Genomic DNA, 21,495 nt, shown 5'->3' on the forward strand with positions numbered 1-21,495 from the left:
AGCGCACAGCAAAGCGAACGGATCGAAAATCTCTGGTCCTGTGGAGCAGTTGGTTAGCTCGCCACCCTGTCAAGGTGGAGGTCGCGGGTTCAAGTCCCGTCAGGATCGCCGTTGCCGAGAGGCCCGGAACCGTCTGGTTCCGGGCCTCTCTGCTTTTGGCCGGGTGCGCACTACCCCTGCATAGGTCTAGACCACAAGTGACCGTCCGTGTGACCGTCGTCACTTGTCTTTTCCTGAGAGCGACCGTCCGGCGCCCCCTCGCGACCCGTGCCAATTTAATATATAAAATTGCACTGCCATTCACAGTAAATCCCCCCCACCCCACAACCATCAAATCGTTATCCGGAGTTCAACATTCCGACCGACCGGCATGGAACGGGCGGTGAACCGGGCGATCTCCGGAGCCGTCCCGGGGCATGCAAAAGGGGCCGCTTACCGGACCCGGCGGAGTCCGGTAAGCAGCCCCTTTAAAGAGCCTCTGGCCTATCAGGCCTCGGTGCGCTGAGCCGGAATACCGGCCAGCAGAGCGCGAACCTCCGCCTCGCGATAGCGGCGGTGTCCACCAAGTGTGCGGATCGATGTGAGCTTGCCCGCCTTGGCCCAGCGGGTGACCGTCTTCGGGTCCACGCGGAACATGGTGGCGACCTCTGCCGGCGTCAGCAGCGGCTCAGCATCAGGGGTACGAGCGGTCATGAGCGGCCTCCTCGGGAGAACCGAACCAGGGCGGTTCTATCCTTCAAATTCTGCACCTTGGCCCGCGATGCCCGAAATGGCATAGACGGGCCGAGTCGGTTATAGGACGAACGGCTTGTCCTGGTGTCTACAACTACACCATCCGTCCAGCCCTATCGACCAAACCGCCAAAATTGACCCCTCACGGGTTCAAGGCCGACGGATGGCGATGGACCACCCCATAACGGGCAGTCACCTTATAGTGACATCTAGTTACGAGGGGACCAGACCCGCCGTTTCCCCGCAAAGCGCTCATCGAGTCCAGAACCACCCAAAAGTGGGCACGCTCATGTGAAGTTGGGCTGGTTGTCCCATTTTTGCACATAGGGGTAAGTTCGCGTCAACGGTGAGTAGTGTCACGTTCGATAGGTATTGACCCGAACCGGGACCTTGGTCATGAGGGTCGGGCCCAACGACCCTTCCAGTCTTACAAGTACCACCGACACCGGCTCCGGCCAGTGCTGACAGGGCCTCAGCGGCCCCCGGCGGACCTCCTGGCAACCCCGGCGACCCCCCGGCGACCCCCAGCAACCCCCCGGCAGACCTCCCCGCCAGCCTCCCAGCCGCCGTCAGTTCGCCTGCCGCAGCGCCTGCACCCGCCGCCAGCGCCCCGTCAGCTCCTCGTACGCCTGCACCGCGCCCGCCGAGTCCCCCGCCCGCAGCGCCTGCAGCCCCGCCTCCAGATCCCCCGCCGAGCGGTCCTCCGCCAACAGCCCCGGCCCCAGCAGGTGCACCAGGCCCCCGTAGTCCAGTTCCACCAGCGAGCGCGGATGGAACTCCTCCAGCCACCGCCCGACCTGCTCCGCCCCGCGCACCAGCTCACCCTGCGGCAGGCGCTCGCGCAACACCCGGTAGCCGCGCGCCACCCGCCGGCGCGCCTGCGCCATCGGGGTCAGATAGAACAGCGCCGCCGCCGTCTCCCCCTTCTCCGCCCCGCCGGCCGGCACGAAGCAGCGGTCCTCCTCCCCGAACGGCAGGAACCACCGCACCGGCACCTCCCACCGGCTGGTCAGGATCCACGGCCGGGCGTCCGGGTGCTCCGCCCGCCAGCGCTCCCGGTCGGCCTCCGCGGCCGCCCGGGTGGCCGGCGGCAGCGCGGTGTCCACCAGCGCCACCGGCGCCCCCGCCCGCAGCTCCTCCAGCGCCTGCCAGCTGCGCAGCCTGGTCGCCCACGGGCAGACGTACAGCACCCCGTCCACGGCCCGGACGAAGGCCCGCTCGCTCTCCCGCTCCGGCAGCGCCCGCGGCGTCCGCCCGACCAGCTCCGCCAGGGCCGCCCGCTGCTCCTCCAGCCCCGCCGCGGCCACCGGCTGCCCGGCCGCCCCCGCGTCCGGGCCGCGCTCCGCCGCGTACGCCTGCCAGCGCACCCGCTCGGGCTCCGGGTAGGCGGCCAGCGGCTCGTAGACCCGCAGGTGGGCGGCGTAGGGCGGCAGTACGGAGGTGCGCACGACGGTCACGTTCTGCATCGTCGCACGCACCACCGGTCCACCGGGAGGGCGCGGGCCCGGAACGGTTCGCGGGCGCACCCCCACGGCCCTCGCGCCGCCACCCGTCTCACACTTCGGACAACCCGTACAAGCTCGTACAAGAGGGCAGATCGGCGACGCCCTCGCGACTACTCTTCGCCTTAGGCGCCCGCACCACAGCAGCGGGCCTCGGATACTGGAGTCACCACAGTGACCGACGTACAGACCGCATCCGCCACGCACGCCGCACCCGGAGTGCTCAGCAGGATCTTCCGTACCGAACAGGACGGCGTCCCCGGCGACGGCCACGAGCAGGTCGTCCTCTGCCACGACCGCAGCTCCGGCCTCAAGGCCGTCATCGCCATCCACTCGACCGCCCTGGGCCCGGCCCTCGGCGGCACCCGCTTCTTCCCGTACGCCTCCGAGGAGGCGGCGCTGGAGGACGCGCTCAACCTGTCGCGCGGCATGAGCTACAAGAACGCGCTGGCCGGGCTCGACCTCGGTGGCGGCAAGGCCGTCATCATCGGCGACCCGAACAAGGACAAGAACGAGGCGATGCTCCGCGCCTACGGCCGCTTCGTGGAGTCCCTGCGCGGCCGGTACATCACCGCCTGCGACGTGGGCACCTACGTCCAGGACATGGACGTCATCGCGCGCGAGACCGAGTTCGTGACCGGCCGCTCCCCGGAGAACGGCGGCGCCGGCGACTCCTCGATCCTGACCGCCTTCGGCGTGTTCCAGGGCATGCGCGCCAGCGCCCAGGCCCGCTGGGGCCAGCCGACCCTGCGCGGCAAGCGGGTCGGCGTGGCCGGCGTCGGCAAGGTCGGCCACTACCTGGTCGGCCACCTCGTCGCGGACGGCGCCACCGTCGTCATCACCGACGTCTCCGAGGCCGCCGTGAACCGCGTGCGCGCGGCCCACCCGGAGGTGGAGGTCGTCGCCGACACCGCCGCCCTGCTCCAGGCCAAGCTGGACGTCTACGCCCCCTGCGCGCTCGGCGGCGCGCTCACCGACGACACGGTGGCCGCCCTCGGCGAGTTCGGCACCTCCCTCGTCTGCGGCGCGGCCAACAACCAGCTGGCCCACCCCGGCGTCGAGAAGGACCTGGCCGGCCGCGGGATCCTCTACGCCCCGGACTACCTGGTGAACTCCGGCGGCGTGATCCAGGTCGCCGACGAGATCGAGGGCTTCAACTTCGAGCGGGCCAAGAACAAGGCCACCAGGATCTTCGACACCACGCTGGAGATCTTCACCCGGGCCGCCTCGGACGGCGTCCCGCCGGCCGTCGCCGCGGACCGCCTGGCCGAGAAGCGGATGCGCGAGATCAGCGCGCTGCGCTCGGTCCTGCTGCCGGGTGCCCGCCGCGCCTGAGCACCGCCGTAGGACCCTGCTGCGCGGGGGGCGGTCGCCGGGGCGGTCCCGAGCCGTCCACCTTCCGCCTCCCGCGCATCACAATGTGGAACCGGATTCTCACTTCTGCACCCGATCGGGTGATCCAAAGTCCCCCTTGGGGGGATAATCGATCCGGGAACGACGGACCTGAACTACCTCCGGACAGCGTGCAAATGGCCGCAAAACCTCCCCTGACCTGGGAAGACCTGGTCTCGGGTGCGGCCGGTGCGCGCCACGTCACACCGACGACGTACCGTCCAGCGGCAGAAACAGGTACCGTTAATGCTCCAAGGGACGGTCCTCCCCATTCGGGCAGGCCGCTCTTGATCATGAACACGTGTCAGACTCGGGGCCGTGAGCCCCATCGTTGAGGGGGTCGACCCATGGGGCGCGGCCGGGCCAAGGCCAAGCAGACGAAGGTCGCCCGCGAGCTGAAGTACAACAGCGGCGGGTTCGACGCCAATCGTCTGTCCAACGAGCTGGGCGTATCGCCCTCCACCACCCCGATCGAGCCTGAGCCGATCGAGGAAGAAGAGGACGACGACCCCTACGCGGAATACGCGGCTCGTTACGCCGACGATGACGAGGACGACGACGTCGAGTCGGGCTCCGGGCAATCCCAGGCCCGCCGCCGGGCGTAGTCGCAGTCTGGCCTGACCGGTCCGAGCGCCCAGTGCGCCGGGCCGGTTTTCGGCGTTCCCGCGCACGGGCCACCACCGCGGACGTCTTCAGGACGTGGAGGGCTGCGGGACGGGTGTGAAGAAAGGCCCCTCCGGCATCTCGCCGCAGGGGCCCTCTCCGTGCCTCAGGGGGCTGCTCAGCCCGCCGTGAAGCCCTCGTACGCGTTGTAGAGCGCCGCGCCGCCCTCGTGCTCGCCGTCGCGCTCGACGATGTCGCCGAGCAGCCAGGCCTCGACGCCCCGGTCCTCCAGGATCGAGAGCACCACGTCCACCGAGTGCGGCGGAACGACGGCGACCATGCCGACGCCCATGTTGAGCGTCTTCTCGATCTCCAGGGTGGCCACCTTGCCGACCTGGGCGACGGTCTGGAAGACCGGCAGCGGGGTCCAGGTGCCGCGGTCCAGGCGGGCGTGCAGGCCGTCCGGGATCACCCGGGCCAGGTTGGCCGCCAGGCCGCCGCCGGTGACGTGCGAGAAGGCGTGGACCTCGGTCGCCCGGGTCAGCGCCAGGCAGTCCAGCGAGTAGATCCGGGTCGGCTCCAGCAGCTCCTCGCCGAGCGTGCGGCCGAACTCCTCGACCTTGCGGTCCAGCTTCCAGCCGGCCTCGTTCAGCAGCACGTGGCGCACCAGCGAGTAGCCGTTGGAGTGCAGACCGGAGGCGGCCATCGCGATCACCACGTCGCCGGCCCGGACGCGCTCGGCGCCCAGCAGCGCGTCCGCCTCCACCACACCGGTGCCGGCGCCCGCGACGTCGTACTCGTCCGGGCCCAGCAGGCCCGGGTGCTCGGCGGTCTCCCCGCCGACCAGGGCGCAGCCGGCCAGCGCGCAGCCCTCGGCGATGCCCTTGACGATCGCGGCGACCCGCTCCGGCACGACCTTGCCGACGCAGATGTAGTCGGTCATGAACAGCGGCTCGGCGCCGCACACCACCAGGTCGTCCACGACCATGCCGACCAGGTCGTGGCCGATCGTGTCGTGCTTGTCCATGGCGGCGGCGATGGCGACCTTGGTGCCCACGCCGTCGGTGGCCGAGGCCAGCAGCGGCCGCTCGTAGCGCTTGAAGGCGGACGCGTCGAAGAGCCCGGCGAAGCCGCCGATGCCGCCGACGACCTCGGGGCGGCTGGCCTTCTTGACCCACTGCTTCATGAGCTCGACGGCGCGGTCGCCCGCCTCGATGTCGACGCCGGCGGCGGCGTAGGTGGCGCCGTTCTGGTTCGTGGTCACTGCGGTGCGGCCCTTTCGGGTCAGTGGGGGATGGAACAGCGGTGGGGCCCCGGGTTCCGGGACCCCACCTTGAGTACTACGGGCGGCGCAGGGCGTCGGCCGCGCCCGCTCCGCCGAGCAGGGACTGGACACCGTCCGGGTCGCTGCCCGTCGGCTTGCCGCGGACGGCCGGCGGCTGCTGGCCGCCCTTGATCTCGGCCTCCAGCAGGAGCTTGCCGAGCAGCGCCGGGTCGGGCAGCTCCATCGGGTACTCCCCGTCGAAGCAGGCCCGGCAGAGCCGGTCCTTCGGCTGCTTGGTGGCCTCGATCATGCCGTCGATCGAGATGTAGGAGAGCGAGTCCGCGCCGAGGGTGCGGCCGATCTCCTCGATGGTCATGCCGTTGGCGATCAGCTCCGCGCGGGTGGCGAAGTCGATGCCGAAGAAGCAGGGCCACTTCACCGGCGGCGAGGAGATCCGGATGTGGACCTCGGCGGCGCCCGCCTCGCGCAGCATCTTGACCAGCGCGCGCTGGGTGTTGCCGCGCACGATCGAGTCGTCGACGACCACCAGGCGCTTGCCCTGGATGACCTCGCGCAGCGGGTTGAGCTTCAGCCGGATGCCGAGCTGGCGGATGGTCTGGCTGGGCTGGATGAAGGTGCGGCCCACGTAGGCGTTCTTCACCAGGCCGGAGCCGTACGGGATCCCGCTGGCCTCGGCGTAGCCGATGGCGGCCGGGGTGCCGGACTCCGGAGTGGCTATCACCAGGTCGGCCTCGGCGGGCGCCTCGGCGGCCAGCCGGCGGCCCATCTCCACGCGGGAGAGGTGCACGTTGCGGCCGGCGATGGAGGTGTCCGGGCGGGCCAGGTAGACGTACTCGAAGACGCAGCCCTTGGGCTTCGCCTCGGCGAAGCGGGAGGTCCGCATGCCGTTCTCGTCGATGGCGATGAGCTCGCCGGGTTCGACCTCGCGGATGAAGGAGGCGCCGCAGATGTCCAGCGCCGCCGTCTCGGAGGCGACCACCCAGCCGCGCTCCAGCCGGCCGAGCACCAGCGGGCGGATGCCCTGCGGGTCGCGGGCGGCGTAGAGCGTGTGCTCGTCCATGAAGACGAGTGAGAACGCGCCCTTGACCTTGGGCAGGACCAGCTTGGCCGTCTCCTCGATGGAGAGGTCCGGATGGCCTGCGAGCAGGGCGGTCACCAGGTCGGTGTCGTTGGTCGCGGCCGACCGGCCCGAGCGGGAGACGTGCTCCTCACCGGGCAGTTCGGCGACCATGGCCGCCAGTTCGGCGGTGTTCACCAGGTTTCCGTTGTGCCCGAGGGCGAGCGAACCGTGAACGGTCGCACGGAAGGTCGGCTGGGCGTTCTCCCAGACCGAGGAACCGGTGGTCGAGTAGCGGGCGTGTCCGACGGCGATATGCCCGTGCAACGACCCCAGGGAGGCCTCGTCGAAGACCTGGGAGACGAGCCCCATGTCCTTGAAGACGAGAATCTGGGAGCCGTTGCTCACTGCGATGCCCGCGGATTCCTGACCGCGGTGCTGCAGGGCGTAAAGGCCGAAGAACGTGAGCTTGGCGACCTCCTCGCCGGGAGCCCAGACACCGAAGACGCCGCAAGCGTCCTGGGGGCCTTTCTCACCGGGAAGAAGATCGTGGTTGAGTCTTCCGTCACCACGTGGCACGCCTTCGAGTCTAGGGCAGTTGGCACAGGCTTCCGGAACCGGGGAGGCCGGGATTGTTGGGCGATCGATCAGTAACGCGCGTAGACAAAACCCCTTACGCGGCGTGGAATTCGGGGCGCGGCAATTCGCCGGAGGGGCGCTTGGCCTTGCGGCTCGCGCCCGTTGGCGCGATGTGTGCGCGGGCGGCCCTTCGCCGGGCGTTCGCCGGGGGTTCGCCCAACGTGAGCCTGCTCACCCGGGGCCGGAGGGGGTCGAGTGGGGCCGGACGGGGGGGTGGGGCCGCGTCGTCGGCTGCCGGCCGTGGGTGTCAGACCGCGGGATGGGCCGCCGGGAGCAGGAGGCCCCAGGCGCCCGGGTGCACCGTCCAGGTCCGCGCCCGGACCGGGCCGACCGGATGGCCGTCCGCCTCGTAGCCGAATCCGCGCCCGACCACCGAGACGGTCGCCGCGCGGGCCCGCACCAGTTCACCGGGGGCCCGGACGACGATCTCCACCACGCCCTCGCCCGCCGCCTCGCCGACCGGCAGGGTCACCTCGACCACCCGGACCGGCCGGTCGACGTCTGCGAGCAGCCGCCCGTCCGCCTCGACCCGGAGCCGGGAGCTGTGCTCGCTCTTGGTGGTGTCCGATGCGCTCTTCGTGAGTACGGTCCCCTGCTCGGCCGCAGCCAGTTTCGCCCATAGCGAACGCCAGCCACCCGTGCGGCCCACCAGCCGGCGCGCCCCGCTGCCCGAGATCCGCACCCCGCCGAGCGCCACCCCGCCGCCGTCGTCCACCAGCAGGTCCAGCTTGCGCGGCGCGCCCGAGAGCACCGCCCGCGCGGCCGGCACCGGCTCGCCCGGCACACCGAGCGCACGGGCCGCGGCCAGCTCGTTCGGCCGACCGACCGGGACCATGCCCACCGCGTCCGCTCCCAGCTCACGCTGGCGGTGCAGGGCCTGGAGCACCCTCTGCAGGGCGAGATCGGAACCGATCACGACCGGTCGGCGGCGGCCCCGGTGCGAAAGCACCCGGTCGAGCTCGGACGGGCTCTCCGGGTACGCCACCTTGACGTCCGCGCCTCCGCAGAGGACGTCCTTCGCGATCCGCACCGACTCGCCGTCGGTCTGCCGGGCCGCCGGGTCGAGGAGCAGGAGGAGCGGCTCGGGGCCGCCGGTTGCGGGCGTGGACAGGGACGACACGACCGGTCCTTCCTCAGGTAATCTCTCGGTGCAAGAGCCCCTTGCGCTATTGCGCCAGGGGCTTCGTCTATCTCGGGGCAGACTGCGGCCTACGCAGGATGCCCCAACCGGAAGGGGTGTACGCCTGTGCCGGCACTCGTGCTCGTTGGCGCTCAGTGGGGAGACGAGGGCAAGGGGAAGGCGACCGACCTCCTCGGTGGCTCCGTCGACTACGTCGTTCGCTACCAGGGCGGCAACAACGCCGGTCACACGGTGGTCATCGGCGACCAGAAGTATGCACTTCACCTGCTGCCTTCCGGAATCCTCAGCCCGAATGTGACGCCGGTGATCGGCAACGGCGTCGTCATCGACCCGGGCGTGCTGCTCTCCGAGCTCAGCGGTCTGAACGAGCGCGGCATCGACACCTCCAAGCTGCTGATCTCGGGCAACGCCCACCTGATCACGCCGTACCACCGCACCCTGGACAAGGTCACCGAGCGCTTCCTCGGCAAGCGCCGGATCGGCACCACCGGCCGCGGCATCGGCCCGACCTACGCGGACAAGATCAACCGCGTCGGCATCCGCGTGCAGGACCTCTTCGACGAGTCGATCCTGCAGCAGAAGATCGAAGCCGCGCTGCACGACAAGAACCAGCTGCTGGTCAAGCTCTACAACCGCCGCGCCATCCCGGCCGAGCTGGTGCTGGAGGAGTACCTCGGCTACGCGGACAAGATCAAGCCGTTCCTGGCCGACACCACCCTGGTGCTGGACGAGGCGCTGAAGGCGAACAAGGTCGTCCTGCTGGAGGGCGGCCAGGGCACCCTGCTCGACGTCGACCACGGCACGTACCCCTTCGTCACCTCCAGCAACCCGACCGCCGGCGGCGCCTGCACCGGTGCGGGCATCGGCCCGACGAAGATCGACCGCGTCATCGGCATCCTGAAGGCGTACACCACCCGCGTCGGCTCGGGCCCGTTCCCGACCGAGCTGCTGGACGCCGACGGCGAGGCGCTCCGCCGGATCGGTGGCGAGCGCGGTGTGACCACCGGCCGCGACCGCCGCTGCGGCTGGTTCGACGCGGTGATCGCGCGCTACGCGACCCGGGTCAACGGCCTGACCGACTTCTTCCTGACCAAGCTCGACGTGCTCACCGGCTGGGAGCAGATCCCGGTCTGCGTCGCCTACGAGATCGACGGCAAGCGGGTCGAGGAGCTGCCGTACAACCAGTCGGACTTCCACCACGCCAAGCCGATCTACGAGACGCTGCCGGGCTGGACCGAGGACATCAGCAAGGCGAAGACCTTCGCCGACCTGCCGAAGAACGCCCAGGCGTACGTGAAGGCCCTGGAGGAGATGTCGGGCGCCCCGATCTCCGCCATCGGCGTCGGCCCGGGCCGCACCGAGACGATCGAGATCAACTCGTTCATCTGAGCCGCCCGGCCCGGTAGGCACGCGGGCAGCTGAGAAGGCCCTGTGGGACGCACCGTCCCACAGGGCCTTCTTCGCGCCTCGAGGCTTTTGAACTAGTTCAATAAGGCATTGCCTCTAGTGCAGAGTGGCGCTACCTTCGGGATCATGACTGCGAAGCTCCCCGTGCCGGCGACCCTCGTCGGACGCCACGTCCGCCTCGAACCCCTCGGCCGCCACCACCTGCCCGACCTGTTTGCCGCCGGCGGCGGCGACGAGGAGGTCTGGCGCTGGGTGCCCTCCGGCACGCCGCACACCGAGGCGGAGTTCGCCGCCGTCATCGACAAGCGGCTCGCCGAGATCGAGGGCGGGACGGCGGTCGTGTTCGCGGTGATCGACCTGGCGGGCGAGCGGGCGATCGGCATGACCGGGTACTACGACTTCGACGCCGTCAACGAACTCGTCGAGATCGGCGGCACCTGGTACGCAAGGACCGCCTGGCGGACGGCGGTGAACACCGAGTCCAAGCTGCTGCTGCTCACGCATGCCTTTGAGGACCTGGGGATGGGTCGCGTCTTCTGGAAGACCGACAGCCTCAACGAGCGCTCCCGCAAAGCCATTTCACGTCTGGGCGCGACCTACGAGGGCATCCACCGCCGGGACAGGCTTCGCGCGGACGGCAGTTGGCGCGACAGCGCCTACTTCTCCATGCTGGCCGACGAGTGGCCGGCGGCCAAGTCCCGCTTGACGGAAAGCCTTTCACTCGGCTGACGGGCAGCGGCGATCTGCGCGACGACCCCGACGAAGAGCACCGAGACGAACAGCCCGGCCAGCAGGACGACACCCATCAGCCACCGACCGCCGCAACCGCCCACACCGCTTTCCCGTACGACCCGATGAGTTCCACACCCCACTCATCGGCAAGCGAGTCGACAAGGTCAAGCCCCCGTCCGCTTGTTCGCGTGTCATCGGGGACCGGTCGGACGATCGGTGCGGCCGAGGCGTCGGAGACGGTGATGTAGAGCTTGCGGGCGCGGAGTTCGAGCACCACGGTCGGGGCGCCGTCGCCGTGCACGAGGGCGTTGGTGACCAACTCGGAGAGCAGGAGGCACGGGACGTCCGCGTCCAGGCCGATGATCTGCAGCGTTTCGCGGAGGAGCCGCCGCAGGGTGCCGACGATCTCCGGCACGGCCGGCGGGAAGAGGTCCAGCCGGAACCCGCCGGCCGGGTCGGCGTCGAGCGGGCGCAGGGGAGGAAGCAACATCGACTGTCTCCAGTCCAGTTGAGGGAGGGGCGCGCACACAGGGCCGTCGCGCCCGTGGCCTACCCCTGCGACCGCGCGTCCGGGGTGCACTTCGAGCGCCCTGCCGATACGTCAGCAGGCCCTGTGAGAACGACGGTAGGGTCCTCAGTAGAAGAATTGCTACTGAGCCAGGTGCACTTCACCCCATCGAGGGACCCTCCCGCCTCGGGAATCCCCATTGGTGGACCTGGTGCCACCCGGGCGGCAGACTGCACCGGAGGCACCGATCGAGGGGAGACATCCATGCCACCCCGCCTGTCGCCAACCGTGCGCCAGCAGCGGCTCGGCATCGAGCTGCGCACCATGCGCGAGCACGCGGGCATGACTCCCAAGGCGATGGCCGCGGCGTTGGGCACGGATGCCGCCAAGATCTCCCAGATGGAGAACGGGAAGTCGGGCATAGGCGCCGGCCGACTCAAGTCCTGGGCAGCAGCGGCCAAGTGCACCAACGCCTCGCTTGTCGAGGCACTCGGCCTAATGACGCACGATCGCGAGAAGCACTGGTGGCACAGCTACCGAGGTCGGGTCCCGCAGGGAATGCTCGACATCGCGGAGCTGGAACACCACGCCGAGTCGATGCTCGTGCTGAACACGGTCTCGATCCCGGGCCTGCTCCAGACCGGCCGCTACGCCTCCGCCATGTTCGCCCGGCTCCGGCCGCCGATCCCCCGACACGATGCCGACGTGCGGACGGCCTTCCGGATCCAACGCCAGCACACCCTCGCCGACGGCCGCGTGCCATTCACCGCCTTCGTCCACGAGGCGGCCCTCCGCATGCAGTTCGGCGGGCCTGACGTCCTCCACGACCAGCTTGCCAGCCTGCTCTCCGACGCCGACCGCCCGTGGATCACCGTGCGTGCGATCCCCTTCGGCGTCGACACCTACCCCGGGTCCGGCGAGGACCTCTTCTTCGCCCACGGCCCGGTCCCCGAGCTGGACACCGTACAGATCGATCTCACCCAGGGCCCGTACTTCCTCCACACGGAGGCCGAGTTGGACTCGTACCGCGCCATCATCGCGGAGTCCGAGGCCACCGCACTCAGCCCGGAGACCTCTCGCGACTTCATCCAGCACATCATGACGGACCTGAAAGGCTAGCGAGGTATGGGTAACTGGCAGAAGTCATCGATAAGCGGGAACAGCAACCAGTGCATCGAAGTCCGAACCTCCGACGGCCTGGTCGAGATCCGCGAGTCCGACGCTCCCGACGCCGTCGTCGTCACGACCCCGAAGAAGTTCGCCCTCTGGCTCGAAGGCGTCAAGCGCGGCGAGTTCGACCACTTCGGCACCGCCTAGCCGAATCGTTCCGGCGGCCCCTTGCTCCCGCAAGGGGCCGCCGAAGGCGGGCCCGCCGGTCAGCCGGCCGCCTCGATGTGCTCGAAGATGTCCGCGTCCGTCTCCTGCTGCCAGGCGGGCAGCGCGTCCCAGTCGGCGACGTAGCCCGGCTTCGGGTTCTCGATGTGCTTGTGGATCTGGGCGATCCAGCAGAGAGCGACAAACCGGCCCTTCTGCTCGCGGGTGAGCTTCCCCGTGTTGCCCGCACTCACCCGGACGAAGTCGCGCACCTGTCCGTACACGGCGGCCGCACACTGCCGCTCCCACTCCGGTGTGTCCTCCCAAGGAGCGACGTAGCCCGGCTTCGCCTCACCCGGGTAGTGCTTGATCACGCCGGCGATCCACGCCTCACGGAAGATCCGGCCGTCGTTCGTCATGCGGTCATCCTTGTCGTCAGACGGCGCGGGAGAGCGCCGAGATCCGATGATGCAGATCCGAGACTCGGCCATCGGCCATGAGCGGGGCAAGACGGGACTGGAGCCCCTCCAACTTCCTTCCGAGGAACCCGGAGCCGGTCCGGCCCGCCAGCTCCATGGCCGCTCCGCTGAAATGCAGCACCTGGTCCAGGTCACCACGGTGCGCACCGAGTATCGCAAGTTCGGCCAGTACCGCCCCACGGCGACGTGGGGACAGCTCCTGCTCAAGAGCGACCATCAGGGCATCCTCGGCAAGGTCAGGACGCCCAAGCTCCAGATAACAGGTGCCGCGCTCCTCCGCGAGACGAGAGCCGTCGAAACGCAACCATCCACCATTGTGGATCTGGCCGCTCAGGACATGGACCTGGTCGGCCAGATCGAGAGCGCGGTTGCAAGCACTCAGGTCACCGAGGTCGGCATAGACCTCGGCTTGGACAGCCGCGACCCAGTAACGGGTGGAGAGTTGGCTGTCACCGCGCTGGGCGATCCGAGAGGCCGCCGACAGTATCCGCAACGCCACTGCGGGCCTCCCCTCGTACAACTCGACGAAGGCGTGTCGGGTCATGGCGCATGCCCAGAGATCGAAGTCCCCGGCCTCCGGCGCGGCGCGCGCGGCGAGCGAATAGCAGTACGCCGCGTCGGTGTACCGGTTTCCGTCGAAGAAGATCTCCCCGGCGAGCTGGTAGAGGTCCCCCGTCAAAGCACACAGCCGCTTCCGATCCACTTCACTCCGTACATCGCCCAGCTCTCGGGCAAGAATCCCGAGCTGATGGTGTACCAGGGGGTAGACAGCCTGCTTTGCCGTGGCCAGGGCGAATACCTGCCACAGAGGGGAGCCGAGCGTTCCTGTCTGCTCAGCGGTCGGATCAGACAGGCTGGATTCCAAGGTCACGTCAGCACGCGGCAACGCCACCAACGCTCCGGTTAGAGCAAGCAGGCTCAGGACGTCGCGGCGTTTCATGTCGTCAGCATCACCAGTGTCGAATGGGGTTTCTGGACACGAAGGTCCGGTGCATGTTGCCGACTGAGGTGTCAGCAGGGCGTCCAGCTCCGAGGTGGTGATATCCAGGAGCTGCGCAAGCCTGGGTCGCTGATGGGGCCTGGGCGTGGCCTGGCCACCCTCCCAGCGCACGACTGTGGATACGGCGACCCCGAGCCTGTCGGCGAGATCTTCCTGACTGTAGCCCAGCACCACACGTCGCCTGGCAAGGCCGTCCCGTTTGGCCCACATACCGCCCCGTCCTGTCCCTGAGGTACGCCGAGGCAGCGCCCCAACGCCTGGAGAACGCTTGGGGGCCGCCTTGGCTTCGCTCTGGGAGACCGTAACTGATCGTTGTTCACTGGTCACCTACCGCGTTGAAGGACGAGTCGGTTCCGGCCCTCGGCACTTCGAAGCGGCCCGCCGAGGTCTGGCTCGGCCCAGTCGCGCCGAGACCACAGAGCTGTTGGAGGAACACAATGCACACCACCATCGAAACCGGTTCCGAGCTCGTCGAGCTCGGAAGGTTCTTCACCATCGCCGGCCGCCGACTGGCGGCCGGCGACACCTTTCCGGAGATGTTCAGCGGTGCGGTCGACGCCGTGTGGCACACACTCGCCGATGACCACGCCGCGCACGCCACATTCACCACAGCCCACGCAGGTCAGCCCCTCACTCATGTGAAGGGCGTCGGATCCGGGTGCATCGGGTGGATCGCCTCCTACGAAGAGGCCTATGGCCCCCTCCCGAAGATCTGGTTCACGAGCGCCGATGGCAGCGTGGACACCGAAGCCTTGGCCCGCTACCGCGAGACCGGAACGGTGGTCGCGGAGTGGAATTGCTCCCCGGCCCCGGGCGACGGCGACGTGGTCCCGATGAAGAGCAACCGGTGACAGGCGGACAATTCGACGGAGCGCCCCGGCCCATCGCCGGGGCGCTCCGCCTCATTGAGCCCCTCACCACGAGGCCGACCTCTGTAGACGTGTCCGGCTACGTCACCGCGCTGTACGAACACTGTCCGTTCCTTCAACAGTCCGTGACTCGTGACGCGACGGGCTGGACGGTCTACGAAATCGCACCAGGCACGCACCGATACCAGGTCGAGGCGGAGTTGTTCCGCGCTGGCGTTCAGGCCGCCGAGCGGATCCGACTCGTGAAGAATCGACCTGATGGCACCTTCGTCTGCGAGAACATCGTGATTCTGGGGGCGGTCGCCGACACCGGGCACTCCGAGCTGATGGCCTGGCCGCACTGGGCTCTCAAGCATCTGTACGGACCAGTCGGCGTGATGTTCGGGAAGTTCGCCCAGGGTGTCCAGGAGTTCGACAGGTCTGGCCGGAGAATCCCTGCTCCACCGTGCTCGTTTCTCCCGGTACGGGCTTCCGTACGGCTCCGCGACCCCCGGCTCCTCAGGGACACACCCGACCTGGCGCAGGCCTTGGCCATCGCCGACGATGACGGCCGAAACGTCTTCGAGAGCATCCCTTGCGAGTGGAAGGCAGTACGAGAATGGGCGAGTTCGCTACCTGTCCCCTGGAGGCGGTGAAGGCCGCAGAGGCTATCTGTGGCCCGGTCGAGCTGAAGGAAATCACCGACCGGCGCGGCTCAGCGGTATGGAAGGCGGTCGGCGCCGGCACCACGGTGGCTATCAAGGCCGGGTACGGGGACGGTGAGGAGATCACGGCTCGTGAGGCCGCCGTGCTCGACCAACTCCCCGACTACACCGTGACATCCGGTCGGCACAGTCACGGCGTCTGGTACGTCACGGCATGGCTCGACGGACCTTCCACATGGGAGCTGTTCAAGCCCTTCCGGCAGGGATCCGACCTGCGCACCGAGGCTCTCTCCGGAGCGGTGGACCTCTGCCGTGCCGTCGCCGACCTCCACGCGCTTGGCTGGGTGCACAGCGACCTTCAACCCCTACACGGTGTCCACACTGACATGGGTGCCAGGCTGCTGGACTTCGCATGGTCCTGGCACACCGACTTCCCGCAGCACCCCGCCTTCATGGGCGGCATCACGCACCTCGTCGCGCCTGAGTTGGCCGTATCGATCCACGACGGTGAGCGGCCTGCAACGCCGACCCAGGCCGCCGACGTCTACGCCCTCGCCGGGAGCCTGTGGACCTGCACCACGGGGACATGGCCGCTGGACTACGCCGCAGTTGGCATCAACCCGAAGGACAGCACCCCGGACAGCCTCCGCGCGGCCATCGCCACCGGCACCGTTCCGCTGGATCCAGTGGAACCCTGGCCGGATCTCCAGCGCACTCTTCGCCTGGCCCTGGATGCACTGCCGGAGAGGCGCCCGACGGCCTCCGCCCTCGCCGGCCTTCTGGCAGCCCTGGAATGAGGCTTCGGGAACTCAACCTGGACGATGCCGAGGCCGTACAGCGGATCTACAGTGGCTCCTCGGTGAGACACCTCGACCGCCCAACCATGAACCGGGCGGAGGCCAACACGTATGTAGCGCAAGCCGTGGCCCTGGCGGCGGAGCAACCACCAAGACTGCTCATCTTCGGCATTGACCTGGACTCCGACCTGATCGGCGTTATCAAGCTCGACACCATCGACAACACCGGCCGGCTGAGCTACATCCTCCGCGAGGACACATGGAACCGCGGATACGCCACCAGGGCCGTGGCCGATCTGCTCGCTCACGCATTCGGCGTTCTCCAGCTCCCCAGCATCCGCGCCAGGCATCGAGTGGACAACCTAGCCTCCGGCAAGGTGCTGGTCAGAGCCGGATTCATCTACACCTACACCGTGGACGGGCTAGTGAACTACCTTGTAAGACAACCGTCCTGATGCACTGCTCGACCCTCTGATCAGGAGGCTGCGTAGGAAGGCGGCGGGTCCGACTTCCTACGCAGCTCAGGGTTGGACACTCAGGCCGCGCCGCCGGCGAACTGGGCGGTCCAGCTCTCCAGCTGCTCGTCGGTGATCCTGACGATGGGCAGGACGTGCGAACCCGCCTTGACCTCAAGCGAACTTGAAGTCCTACCGTGATCGCGTTCCAGTGGTCGTTGAAGGGGGCGCATCAGCGTGGCTATCAAGGAGTACTCGCACGAGGAACTGGCGGCTCAGCCCATCGGCGCGTGGAGTGGCGCGGCCTACCGCCAGGTGGTCGGAGCTCTCCGGGCCCAGCTGGCGGTGGAGGATCTCACCCAGCCGCACTGGTGGACGCTCAACCATGTCGCCGGGGCACCGGCCACCTGGAGCCGCGCCACCCTGACGGAGCGGCTGGCAGCGTACGAGGACCTCGGGATCGACTTCGACGGTGTCTTCGATGACCTGCTTGCTCGCGGCTGGATCACCGAGGAGGCGGGGGTCATGACATTGACGAAGGCCGGAGAGGACGGCCGCCTGCGGGCCAGGGAGCGCAATCTGCGCGTTCACGAGCAGATGCACGAAGGCATCGACACGGCCGACTTCGTGACCACGATCAACGTGCTGCGACGAATGGTCGCGAACCTGGGCGGCAACAGCGATCTGCCCGCCTGACGGATACCGGGAGACGGTCTACAACAACCCGAACTCCCCCGGCTGCCCCGTCGCAGCTGCGTAGGAAGTCGGACCCGCCGACTTCCTACGCAGCTCAAGGTTGAACGCTCAGGCCGTGCCGCCGCCGAACCGGGTGGTCCAGCTTTCCAACTGCTCCTCGGTGATCTTGGCGAAGAGCACCGGCGGCACCGTGAACGGCGTGCCGGCCGGGACGAGGGTGAGCGCCTCGTCGGCGGCGACCCAGGTGCGGGTGTCGTCGGCCAGGGTGAAGGAGTCGCGGATGGCCTTGGCCGCGGTCGGGATGAAGGGCTCGGAGACCACCGAGTACAGGTGGATGAGGTTCATCGCGGTGCGCAGCGTCAGGGCGGCGGCGTCCAGATCCGTCTTGGCCTGCAGCCAGGGGGCCTTCTCGTCCAGGTAGGAGTTGCCGGCGCTCCACAGGGCACGCAGACTCTGCGCGGCCTTGCGGAAGTTGAGCGCGTCGAGGTGGCCCTCGTACTCGGCGAGCAGTTCGGCGATCTGGGTGCCGAGGCGCTGCTCGGCCTCGCCCGCCTCGTGGCCGGCCGGGACCTCGTCGCCGAAGCGCTTGCGGCTGAAGGACAGCACGCGGTTGACGAAGTTGCCGAGGGTGTCGGCGAGATCCTTGTTGACGACGGAGGCGAAGAGGTCCCAGGTGAAGCTGGAGTCGTCCGACTCGGGGGCCTGCGCCATCAGGAAGTAGCGCCAGTAGTCGGCCGGCAGCAGCTCCAGCGCGACGTCGGTGAAGATGCCCAGCTTCTGGCTGGTGGAGAACTTGCCGCCGTAGTACGTCAGCCAGTTGAAGGCCTTGACGTAGTCGACCTTCTTCCACGGCCGACGCGAGCCGAGGATCGTGGCGGGGAACATCACCGTGTGGAACGGGACGTTGTCCTTGGCCATGAACTCCGTGTACCGGACGGTGGAGTCGGCCTCGTACCACCAGGACTTCCAGTCCCGGACCTCGCCGGCGGGGGCGGCGTCCGCCCACTCCTTGGTGGCGCCGATGTACTCGATCGGGGCGTCGAACCAGACGTAGAAGACCTTGCCGGAGGCCGCCAACTCCGGCCAGACGTCGGCCGGGACGGGAACGCCCCACTCCAGGTCGCGGGTGATCGCGCGGTCCTGGAGGCCCTCGGTCAGCCACTTGCGGGCGATCGAGGAGGCGAGGACGGGCCAGCTGTCACCGTTGGCCGCGATCCACGCCTCGACCTCGTCCGTCAGCTTCGACTGGAGGAGGAAGAGGTGCTTGGTCTCGCGGACCTCCAGGTCGGAGCTGCCGCTGATGGCCGAGCGCGGCTCCACCAGGTCCGTCGGGTCGAGGACGCGGGTGCAGTTCTCGCACTGGTCGCCGCGGGCCTTGTCGTAGCCGCAGTGCGGGCAGGTGCCGACGATGTACCGGTCCGGGAGGAAGCGGCCGTCGGTGTTGGAGTACACCTGGCGGACCGAGCGCTCCTCGATGAAGCCGTTCGCGTGCAGCTCGCGGGCGATCTCCTGGGTGATCTCCCGGTTCTGCGGGGAGGAGCTGCGGCCGAAGAAGTCGAAGGACAGCTGGAAGCCGTCGTAGATGGCCTTCTGCTGGTCGTGGGCCTGCGCGCAGAACTCGGCGACCGGCAGGCCCGCCTCCTGGGCGGCCAGCTCGGCGGGGGTGCCGTGCTCGTCGGTGGCACAGATGTACAGGACCTCGTGGCCGCGCTGGCGCAGGTAGCGGGAGTAGACGTCCGCCGGGAGCATCGACCCGACCATGTTGCCCAGGTGCTTGATCCCGTTGATGTAGGGAAGCGCGCTGGTGATCAACTGCCGAGTCATCCTGGGATGCTCCAATGTCTCCGGCGAACACCGGTGGGGGTGCCCGCGGGTGGATGGTGTCGATGTCCTGTGCGCCGGGCGTCGGGTACAGGCCGCCAAGCGAGCCCGGACGGCCGGAGGCGACCTGGACGCGGTGCGTCCCGGGTGCGGCTGAGTTTAGTGGCTCCCGGCACGTCCCCGAGCGGCACCGGGCTCGGGCGCGGACGAGGGCGCGGACGAGGGCGCGGACGACGGCGCCGGTACGGACGCCTGTACGGGACGCCTGAGCGGACGCGGGCTCAAGCTCGGGCGATCAGCCGGTGGCGGCCACGGGCGGGGACCCGGGGACGGGGGTACCGAGCGAGCGCCGGGCGGTGGTGAGCAGCGGGGCGAGGTCGGCAGCGGCCTCGCCCGCCTCGTCGATCGCGGCGGTGAGGGTGGACTCGTAGGTGCTGCGAGCCTCCTCCCGGCGGGCGCGGCCGAGGTCGGTGATGACGGTGTAGACGCCGCGCTTGTCGTCCGGGCAGCTGTCCCGGTAGGTGAACTCGGCCGTGTGCAGCCGGGCGACCAGGCGGGTGACCGAGCTCTGGTTGAGCCCGAGGCTGGTGGCGAGGTCCTGCATGCGCAGCTCGCCCTTGGGGGCCTCGGCGAGGAAGCCGAGGGCGCGGTACTCGGAGAGACCGAGACCGTGGCGGCGCTGGAGGGCGGTGGCCAGGCGGCCCTCGACCTGGGTGTGCAGCGCGGTGAGGCGGGCCCACATCCGGGCATCCGCATCGCCGCTGGTGGGGGTGGGTCGAGAGGTCATGGGTGACTCCCTGGCCGTGCGGGGTGGGTTGACACAGGTTACTTGTACATGCATGCTCTTGCCCAGTCTCCATGAACTTGCACATACATGCAATTACTAGGAACCCGGGGGGTTCTCATGGCCTGGATCTACCTGCTCATCGCCTCGGCCTTCGAAGTGGTCTTCGCCCTCGCCACCAACGCGACCCACGGCTTCACCGTCCTGGGGCCCTCGCTGCTCACCGCGGCGGCGGCCGCCGGCGGGATCTTCTTCCTCAGCCTCGCCCTCAAGACCCTCGACGTGGGCGTCGGCTACACCGTCTGGACCGGGATCGGCTCGATCGGCACCGTCACCCTCGGCTCGGCGGTCTTCCACGAGTCGATGAACGCCGGGAAGGCCGTCGCCTTCGTCCTGATCATCGGCGGCGTCCTCGGCCTCAAGCTCGCCGACCGGCTCGGCGGCGAACAGCAGCCGGCCGCCTGACCCCGCCTCCCCGACCCCCTCCGCTCCGGCGGACCCGCGACCCTCTGATCCCGAACAACCGCACCCACAAAGGAGCAGCACGTCATGGCCTGGGTCTTCCTCGCAATCGCCGTCGTCTTCGAGATCGGCTTCGCCCTCGGCACCAACGCCACCAACGGTTTCACCCGGCTCTGGCCGTCCGTCTTCACCCTGGTCGTGGCCGCGGCCGGCATCTTCACCCTGAGCCTCGCCCTGCGGACCATCGACCTCAGCGTCGGGTACACGATCTGGACCGGGCTCGGCTCGATCGGCACGGTGCTCTTCGGTGCCCTGGTCTACAAGGAGCGGATCACCCTGCCCAAGCTGCTCTCCTTCGCCTCGATCATCGCCGGGGCGATCACCCTGAAGCTCGCCGCCGGGATCTGAACCGGGCATGGGGCTCTCCCACCTGCGCTTTCGCACCCTGCCCCGCTTCTTCTGCACTTTGCAAAGTCACACTTTGCAAAGTGCAGCCGGGGTGGATGGCCCTGGGCGACGCCCCGGGATGGCCACCTCGGCGGGCGCCCGGGGAGCGCTCGACGGGCCCCCGGGGAACGCCGGCCCGGAACGGCCACCCCCGGGCGGGAAGCGCAGCCGGGCGGCCCGGAATCACCCGGAGCCCGGAGCGCGCCAGGCCCAGAGTCGGACATCTGACGGTCGGACAACAGCACTACCGTTTCACCCGTTCGTGGAATCGCCCCGCCCTCCCGCCATCGGCAAGACTGGCCCCGCCGGACGTGAGGGAGGTGGCGATGGACGCCGAGGACGAACCGCTGGCCGACTGGTACGCCGCCCGCGCGAAGCGGCGCCGCCCGCCCGGGGCGCGGGACGCGATCGCCCTGGTGGCCGGGCCGCGGCGCGGGGCGCACCTCTTCCAGGACGCGCCACGGCTGGTGGTCGAGTGGGACGGCTTCGCCTGGCAGCCGGTCGCCGTCGCGGAGAACTACGCCGAGGCGTACGGGCTCATCGCCCGGGCGGAGCCGCTCCGGGCCTTCCCGCAGTCGGACACCCCCGTACCGCTCCTGCGCAAGGGCACCGGCCGCCACCGGAAGCCGGACGCCTGAGCTTGTTGTTTAACCTCGCTGGTCACCTGACCTGCTGATCTGCGGTTCTTTCCGGGACAGCGGAGGCGGCCGTTCTTCACGCTTCGAGATG

General features: G+C 69.1%; 25 protein-coding genes, 1 tRNA gene and 1 pseudogene. 15 read left to right on the forward strand and 12 right to left on the reverse strand.

Annotated elements, in window-relative coordinates; translation table 11 throughout:
• Window positions 1-34 precede the first annotated feature (34 nt).
• A tRNA-Asp gene (locus ACIGZJ_RS26810) sits at window positions 35-108 on the forward strand.
• Between the two features lie 378 nt (window positions 109-486).
• On the opposite strand, the gene bldC is transcribed toward ACIGZJ_RS26810, so the two are convergent.
• Window positions 487-693, reverse strand: a complete 207-nt coding sequence (bldC, locus tag ACIGZJ_RS26815; RefSeq protein ID WP_014137253.1) for a developmental transcriptional regulator BldC — start codon at window positions 691-693, stop codon at window positions 487-489.
• 608 nt (window positions 694-1,301) lie between these two features.
• On the reverse strand, window positions 1,302-2,198 hold the full coding sequence (locus tag ACIGZJ_RS26820) for a hypothetical protein (protein WP_396459618.1): 897 nt from the start codon (window positions 2,196-2,198) through the stop codon (window positions 1,302-1,304).
• A gap of 210 nt (window positions 2,199-2,408) precedes the next feature.
• On the opposite strand from ACIGZJ_RS26820, the gene ACIGZJ_RS26825 reads away from it, so the two are divergent.
• Window positions 2,409-3,569: a Glu/Leu/Phe/Val dehydrogenase dimerization domain-containing protein gene (locus ACIGZJ_RS26825; protein ID WP_396459619.1), complete on the forward strand. Its 1,161-nt coding sequence runs from the start codon at window positions 2,409-2,411 to the stop codon at window positions 3,567-3,569.
• 404 nt (window positions 3,570-3,973) lie between these two features.
• Complete coding sequence (locus ACIGZJ_RS26830; RefSeq protein WP_387940959.1) at window positions 3,974-4,231, forward strand: DUF3073 domain-containing protein; 258 nt, start codon at window positions 3,974-3,976, stop codon at window positions 4,229-4,231.
• Window positions 4,232-4,407: 176 nt separating this feature from the next.
• On the opposite strand, the gene purM is transcribed toward ACIGZJ_RS26830, so the two are convergent.
• The 3 genes from purM to ACIGZJ_RS26845 form a co-directional block, all read right to left on the reverse strand.
• Window positions 4,408-5,493, reverse strand: a complete 1,086-nt coding sequence (gene purM / locus ACIGZJ_RS26835; protein WP_396459620.1) for a phosphoribosylformylglycinamidine cyclo-ligase — start codon at window positions 5,491-5,493, stop codon at window positions 4,408-4,410.
• 76 nt (window positions 5,494-5,569) lie between these two features.
• The gene (gene purF, locus ACIGZJ_RS26840) at window positions 5,570-7,150 is read right to left on the reverse strand and encodes an amidophosphoribosyltransferase (RefSeq protein ID WP_392929934.1); all 1,581 of its coding nucleotides are present in this window, start codon (window positions 7,148-7,150) and stop codon (window positions 5,570-5,572) included.
• 307 nt (window positions 7,151-7,457) lie between these two features.
• Entirely contained in the window at window positions 7,458-8,330 is an 873-nt protein-coding gene (locus ACIGZJ_RS26845; protein ID WP_396459621.1) for a diacylglycerol kinase, read from the reverse strand.
• Between the two features lie 126 nt (window positions 8,331-8,456).
• Between ACIGZJ_RS26845 and ACIGZJ_RS26850 the strand changes: the two genes are divergently transcribed.
• Together ACIGZJ_RS26850 and ACIGZJ_RS26855 are read left to right on the forward strand one after the other, a co-directional pair.
• Window positions 8,457-9,740, forward strand: coding sequence for an adenylosuccinate synthase (locus ACIGZJ_RS26850; RefSeq protein ID WP_387940967.1), 1,284 nt, complete (start codon window positions 8,457-8,459; stop codon window positions 9,738-9,740).
• A 144-nt stretch (window positions 9,741-9,884) separates the two neighbouring features.
• Window positions 9,885-10,487, forward strand: a complete 603-nt coding sequence (locus tag ACIGZJ_RS26855) for a GNAT family N-acetyltransferase (protein WP_396459622.1) — start codon at window positions 9,885-9,887, stop codon at window positions 10,485-10,487.
• A gap of 76 nt (window positions 10,488-10,563) precedes the next feature.
• Here the strand turns inward: ACIGZJ_RS26855 and ACIGZJ_RS26860 are convergent, their stop codons facing one another.
• Window positions 10,564-10,980: an ATP-binding protein gene (locus ACIGZJ_RS26860; RefSeq protein WP_396459623.1), complete on the reverse strand. Its 417-nt coding sequence runs from the start codon at window positions 10,978-10,980 to the stop codon at window positions 10,564-10,566.
• 282 nt (window positions 10,981-11,262) lie between these two features.
• On the opposite strand from ACIGZJ_RS26860, the gene ACIGZJ_RS26865 reads away from it, so the two are divergent.
• On the forward strand, window positions 11,263-12,117 hold the full coding sequence (locus ACIGZJ_RS26865; protein WP_396459624.1) for a helix-turn-helix domain-containing protein: 855 nt from the start codon (window positions 11,263-11,265) through the stop codon (window positions 12,115-12,117).
• A 6-nt stretch (window positions 12,118-12,123) separates the two neighbouring features.
• Window positions 12,124-12,315: a DUF397 domain-containing protein gene (locus ACIGZJ_RS26870; protein ID WP_396459625.1), complete on the forward strand. Its 192-nt coding sequence runs from the start codon at window positions 12,124-12,126 to the stop codon at window positions 12,313-12,315.
• A 59-nt stretch (window positions 12,316-12,374) separates the two neighbouring features.
• Here the strand turns inward: ACIGZJ_RS26870 and ACIGZJ_RS26875 are convergent, their stop codons facing one another.
• The 3 genes and pseudogenes from ACIGZJ_RS26875 to ACIGZJ_RS26885 form a co-directional block, all read right to left on the reverse strand.
• Window positions 12,375-12,731: a hypothetical protein gene (locus ACIGZJ_RS26875; RefSeq protein WP_396459626.1), complete on the reverse strand. Its 357-nt coding sequence runs from the start codon at window positions 12,729-12,731 to the stop codon at window positions 12,375-12,377.
• Between the two features lie 16 nt (window positions 12,732-12,747).
• Window positions 12,748-13,731 carry a transcriptional regulator gene (locus tag ACIGZJ_RS26880; protein WP_396459643.1) on the reverse strand — a complete coding sequence of 328 codons (984 nt, stop codon included), beginning with the start codon at window positions 13,729-13,731 and terminating at the stop codon, window positions 12,748-12,750.
• Between the two features lie 87 nt (window positions 13,732-13,818).
• Window positions 13,819-14,001 (reverse strand): annotated as a pseudogene (locus tag ACIGZJ_RS26885) (multiprotein-bridging factor 1 family protein); the annotation flags it as partial.
• A 227-nt stretch (window positions 14,002-14,228) separates the two neighbouring features.
• On the opposite strand from ACIGZJ_RS26885, the gene ACIGZJ_RS26890 reads away from it, so the two are divergent.
• From ACIGZJ_RS26890 to ACIGZJ_RS26905, 4 genes are all read left to right on the forward strand, one after another.
• A complete protein-coding gene (locus ACIGZJ_RS26890) occupies window positions 14,229-14,642 on the forward strand; it encodes a hypothetical protein (RefSeq protein WP_396459627.1) in 414 nt (137 codons plus the stop codon).
• A gap of 89 nt (window positions 14,643-14,731) precedes the next feature.
• Window positions 14,732-15,295, forward strand: coding sequence for a hypothetical protein (locus ACIGZJ_RS26895; RefSeq protein WP_396459628.1), 564 nt, complete (start codon window positions 14,732-14,734; stop codon window positions 15,293-15,295).
• Window positions 15,259-16,101, forward strand: coding sequence for a hypothetical protein (locus tag ACIGZJ_RS26900; RefSeq protein WP_396459629.1), 843 nt, complete (start codon window positions 15,259-15,261; stop codon window positions 16,099-16,101). Before ACIGZJ_RS26895 ends, ACIGZJ_RS26900 begins: the two co-directional genes overlap by 37 nt.
• The gene (locus ACIGZJ_RS26905) at window positions 16,098-16,556 is read left to right on the forward strand and encodes a GNAT family N-acetyltransferase (protein WP_396459630.1); all 459 of its coding nucleotides are present in this window, start codon (window positions 16,098-16,100) and stop codon (window positions 16,554-16,556) included. Before ACIGZJ_RS26900 ends, ACIGZJ_RS26905 begins: the two co-directional genes overlap by 4 nt.
• An 80-nt stretch (window positions 16,557-16,636) precedes the next feature.
• Here ACIGZJ_RS26905 and ACIGZJ_RS26910 read toward each other — a convergent pair whose 3' ends face one another.
• Complete coding sequence (locus ACIGZJ_RS26910; protein ID WP_396459631.1) at window positions 16,637-16,789, reverse strand: hypothetical protein; 153 nt, start codon at window positions 16,787-16,789, stop codon at window positions 16,637-16,639.
• On the opposite strand from ACIGZJ_RS26910, the gene ACIGZJ_RS26915 reads away from it, so the two are divergent.
• Window positions 16,788-17,252, forward strand: coding sequence for a MarR family transcriptional regulator (locus ACIGZJ_RS26915; RefSeq protein ID WP_396459644.1), 465 nt, complete (start codon window positions 16,788-16,790; stop codon window positions 17,250-17,252). The two genes, ACIGZJ_RS26910 and ACIGZJ_RS26915, sit on opposite strands and share 2 nt — an antisense overlap.
• Window positions 17,253-17,360: 108 nt before the next feature.
• On the opposite strand, the gene metG is transcribed toward ACIGZJ_RS26915, so the two are convergent.
• Both metG and ACIGZJ_RS26925 read right to left on the reverse strand, forming a co-directional pair.
• Window positions 17,361-19,076 (reverse strand): methionine--tRNA ligase, encoded by a 1,716-nt coding sequence (metG, locus tag ACIGZJ_RS26920; RefSeq protein ID WP_396459632.1) that lies wholly within the window; start codon window positions 19,074-19,076, stop codon window positions 17,361-17,363.
• Between the two features lie 292 nt (window positions 19,077-19,368).
• Window positions 19,369-19,860: a MarR family winged helix-turn-helix transcriptional regulator gene (locus ACIGZJ_RS26925; protein ID WP_396459633.1), complete on the reverse strand. Its 492-nt coding sequence runs from the start codon at window positions 19,858-19,860 to the stop codon at window positions 19,369-19,371.
• A 117-nt stretch (window positions 19,861-19,977) separates the two neighbouring features.
• On the opposite strand from ACIGZJ_RS26925, the gene ACIGZJ_RS26930 reads away from it, so the two are divergent.
• From ACIGZJ_RS26930 to ACIGZJ_RS26940, 3 genes are all read left to right on the forward strand, one after another.
• On the forward strand, window positions 19,978-20,322 hold the full coding sequence (locus ACIGZJ_RS26930) for a DMT family transporter (protein ID WP_396459634.1): 345 nt from the start codon (window positions 19,978-19,980) through the stop codon (window positions 20,320-20,322).
• 84 nt (window positions 20,323-20,406) lie between these two features.
• Window positions 20,407-20,727 carry a DMT family transporter gene (locus ACIGZJ_RS26935; RefSeq protein ID WP_396459635.1) on the forward strand — a complete coding sequence of 107 codons (321 nt, stop codon included), beginning with the start codon at window positions 20,407-20,409 and terminating at the stop codon, window positions 20,725-20,727.
• Between the two features lie 365 nt (window positions 20,728-21,092).
• Complete coding sequence (locus ACIGZJ_RS26940) at window positions 21,093-21,404, forward strand: DUF6087 family protein (protein WP_396459636.1); 312 nt, start codon at window positions 21,093-21,095, stop codon at window positions 21,402-21,404.
• Window positions 21,405-21,495 lie beyond the last annotated feature (91 nt).

It is taken from the genome of Kitasatospora sp. NPDC052868 (assembly GCF_044547105.1).
Classification (GTDB): domain Bacteria; phylum Actinomycetota; class Actinomycetes; order Streptomycetales; family Streptomycetaceae; genus Kitasatospora.

Excerpts from the sequence above, each read along its gene's own strand:
- ACIGZJ_RS26940 (WP_396459636.1), top strand. The coding sequence starts at position 21,093 with ATGGACGCCGAGGACGAACCGCTGGCCGACTGGTACGCCGCCCGCGCG.
- metG (WP_396459632.1), bottom strand. The coding sequence starts at position 19,076 with ATGACTCGGCAGTTGATCACCAGCGCGCTTCCCTACATCAACGGGATC.
- ACIGZJ_RS26930 (WP_396459634.1), top strand. The coding sequence starts at position 19,978 with ATGGCCTGGATCTACCTGCTCATCGCCTCGGCCTTCGAAGTGGTCTTC.
- ACIGZJ_RS26865 (WP_396459624.1), top strand. The coding sequence starts at position 11,263 with ATGCCACCCCGCCTGTCGCCAACCGTGCGCCAGCAGCGGCTCGGCATC.
- ACIGZJ_RS26875 (WP_396459626.1), bottom strand. The coding sequence starts at position 12,731 with ATGACGAACGACGGCCGGATCTTCCGTGAGGCGTGGATCGCCGGCGTG.
- ACIGZJ_RS26900 (WP_396459629.1), top strand. The coding sequence starts at position 15,259 with ATGGGCGAGTTCGCTACCTGTCCCCTGGAGGCGGTGAAGGCCGCAGAG.
- ACIGZJ_RS26870 (WP_396459625.1), top strand. The coding sequence starts at position 12,124 with ATGGGTAACTGGCAGAAGTCATCGATAAGCGGGAACAGCAACCAGTGC.
- ACIGZJ_RS26880 (WP_396459643.1), bottom strand. The coding sequence starts at position 13,731 with ATGAAACGCCGCGACGTCCTGAGCCTGCTTGCTCTAACCGGAGCGTTG.
- ACIGZJ_RS26860 (WP_396459623.1), bottom strand. The coding sequence starts at position 10,980 with ATGTTGCTTCCTCCCCTGCGCCCGCTCGACGCCGACCCGGCCGGCGGG.
- ACIGZJ_RS26820 (WP_396459618.1), bottom strand. The coding sequence starts at position 2,198 with ATGCAGAACGTGACCGTCGTGCGCACCTCCGTACTGCCGCCCTACGCC.
- ACIGZJ_RS26855 (WP_396459622.1), top strand. The coding sequence starts at position 9,885 with ATGACTGCGAAGCTCCCCGTGCCGGCGACCCTCGTCGGACGCCACGTC.
- ACIGZJ_RS26935 (WP_396459635.1), top strand. The coding sequence starts at position 20,407 with ATGGCCTGGGTCTTCCTCGCAATCGCCGTCGTCTTCGAGATCGGCTTC.
- ACIGZJ_RS26890 (WP_396459627.1), top strand. The coding sequence starts at position 14,229 with ATGCACACCACCATCGAAACCGGTTCCGAGCTCGTCGAGCTCGGAAGG.
- ACIGZJ_RS26905 (WP_396459630.1), top strand. The coding sequence starts at position 16,098 with ATGAGGCTTCGGGAACTCAACCTGGACGATGCCGAGGCCGTACAGCGG.
- ACIGZJ_RS26925 (WP_396459633.1), bottom strand. The coding sequence starts at position 19,860 with ATGACCTCTCGACCCACCCCCACCAGCGGCGATGCGGATGCCCGGATG.
- ACIGZJ_RS26910 (WP_396459631.1), bottom strand. The coding sequence starts at position 16,789 with ATGCGCCCCCTTCAACGACCACTGGAACGCGATCACGGTAGGACTTCA.
- ACIGZJ_RS26830 (WP_387940959.1), top strand. The coding sequence starts at position 3,974 with ATGGGGCGCGGCCGGGCCAAGGCCAAGCAGACGAAGGTCGCCCGCGAG.
- bldC (WP_014137253.1), bottom strand. The coding sequence starts at position 693 with ATGACCGCTCGTACCCCTGATGCTGAGCCGCTGCTGACGCCGGCAGAG.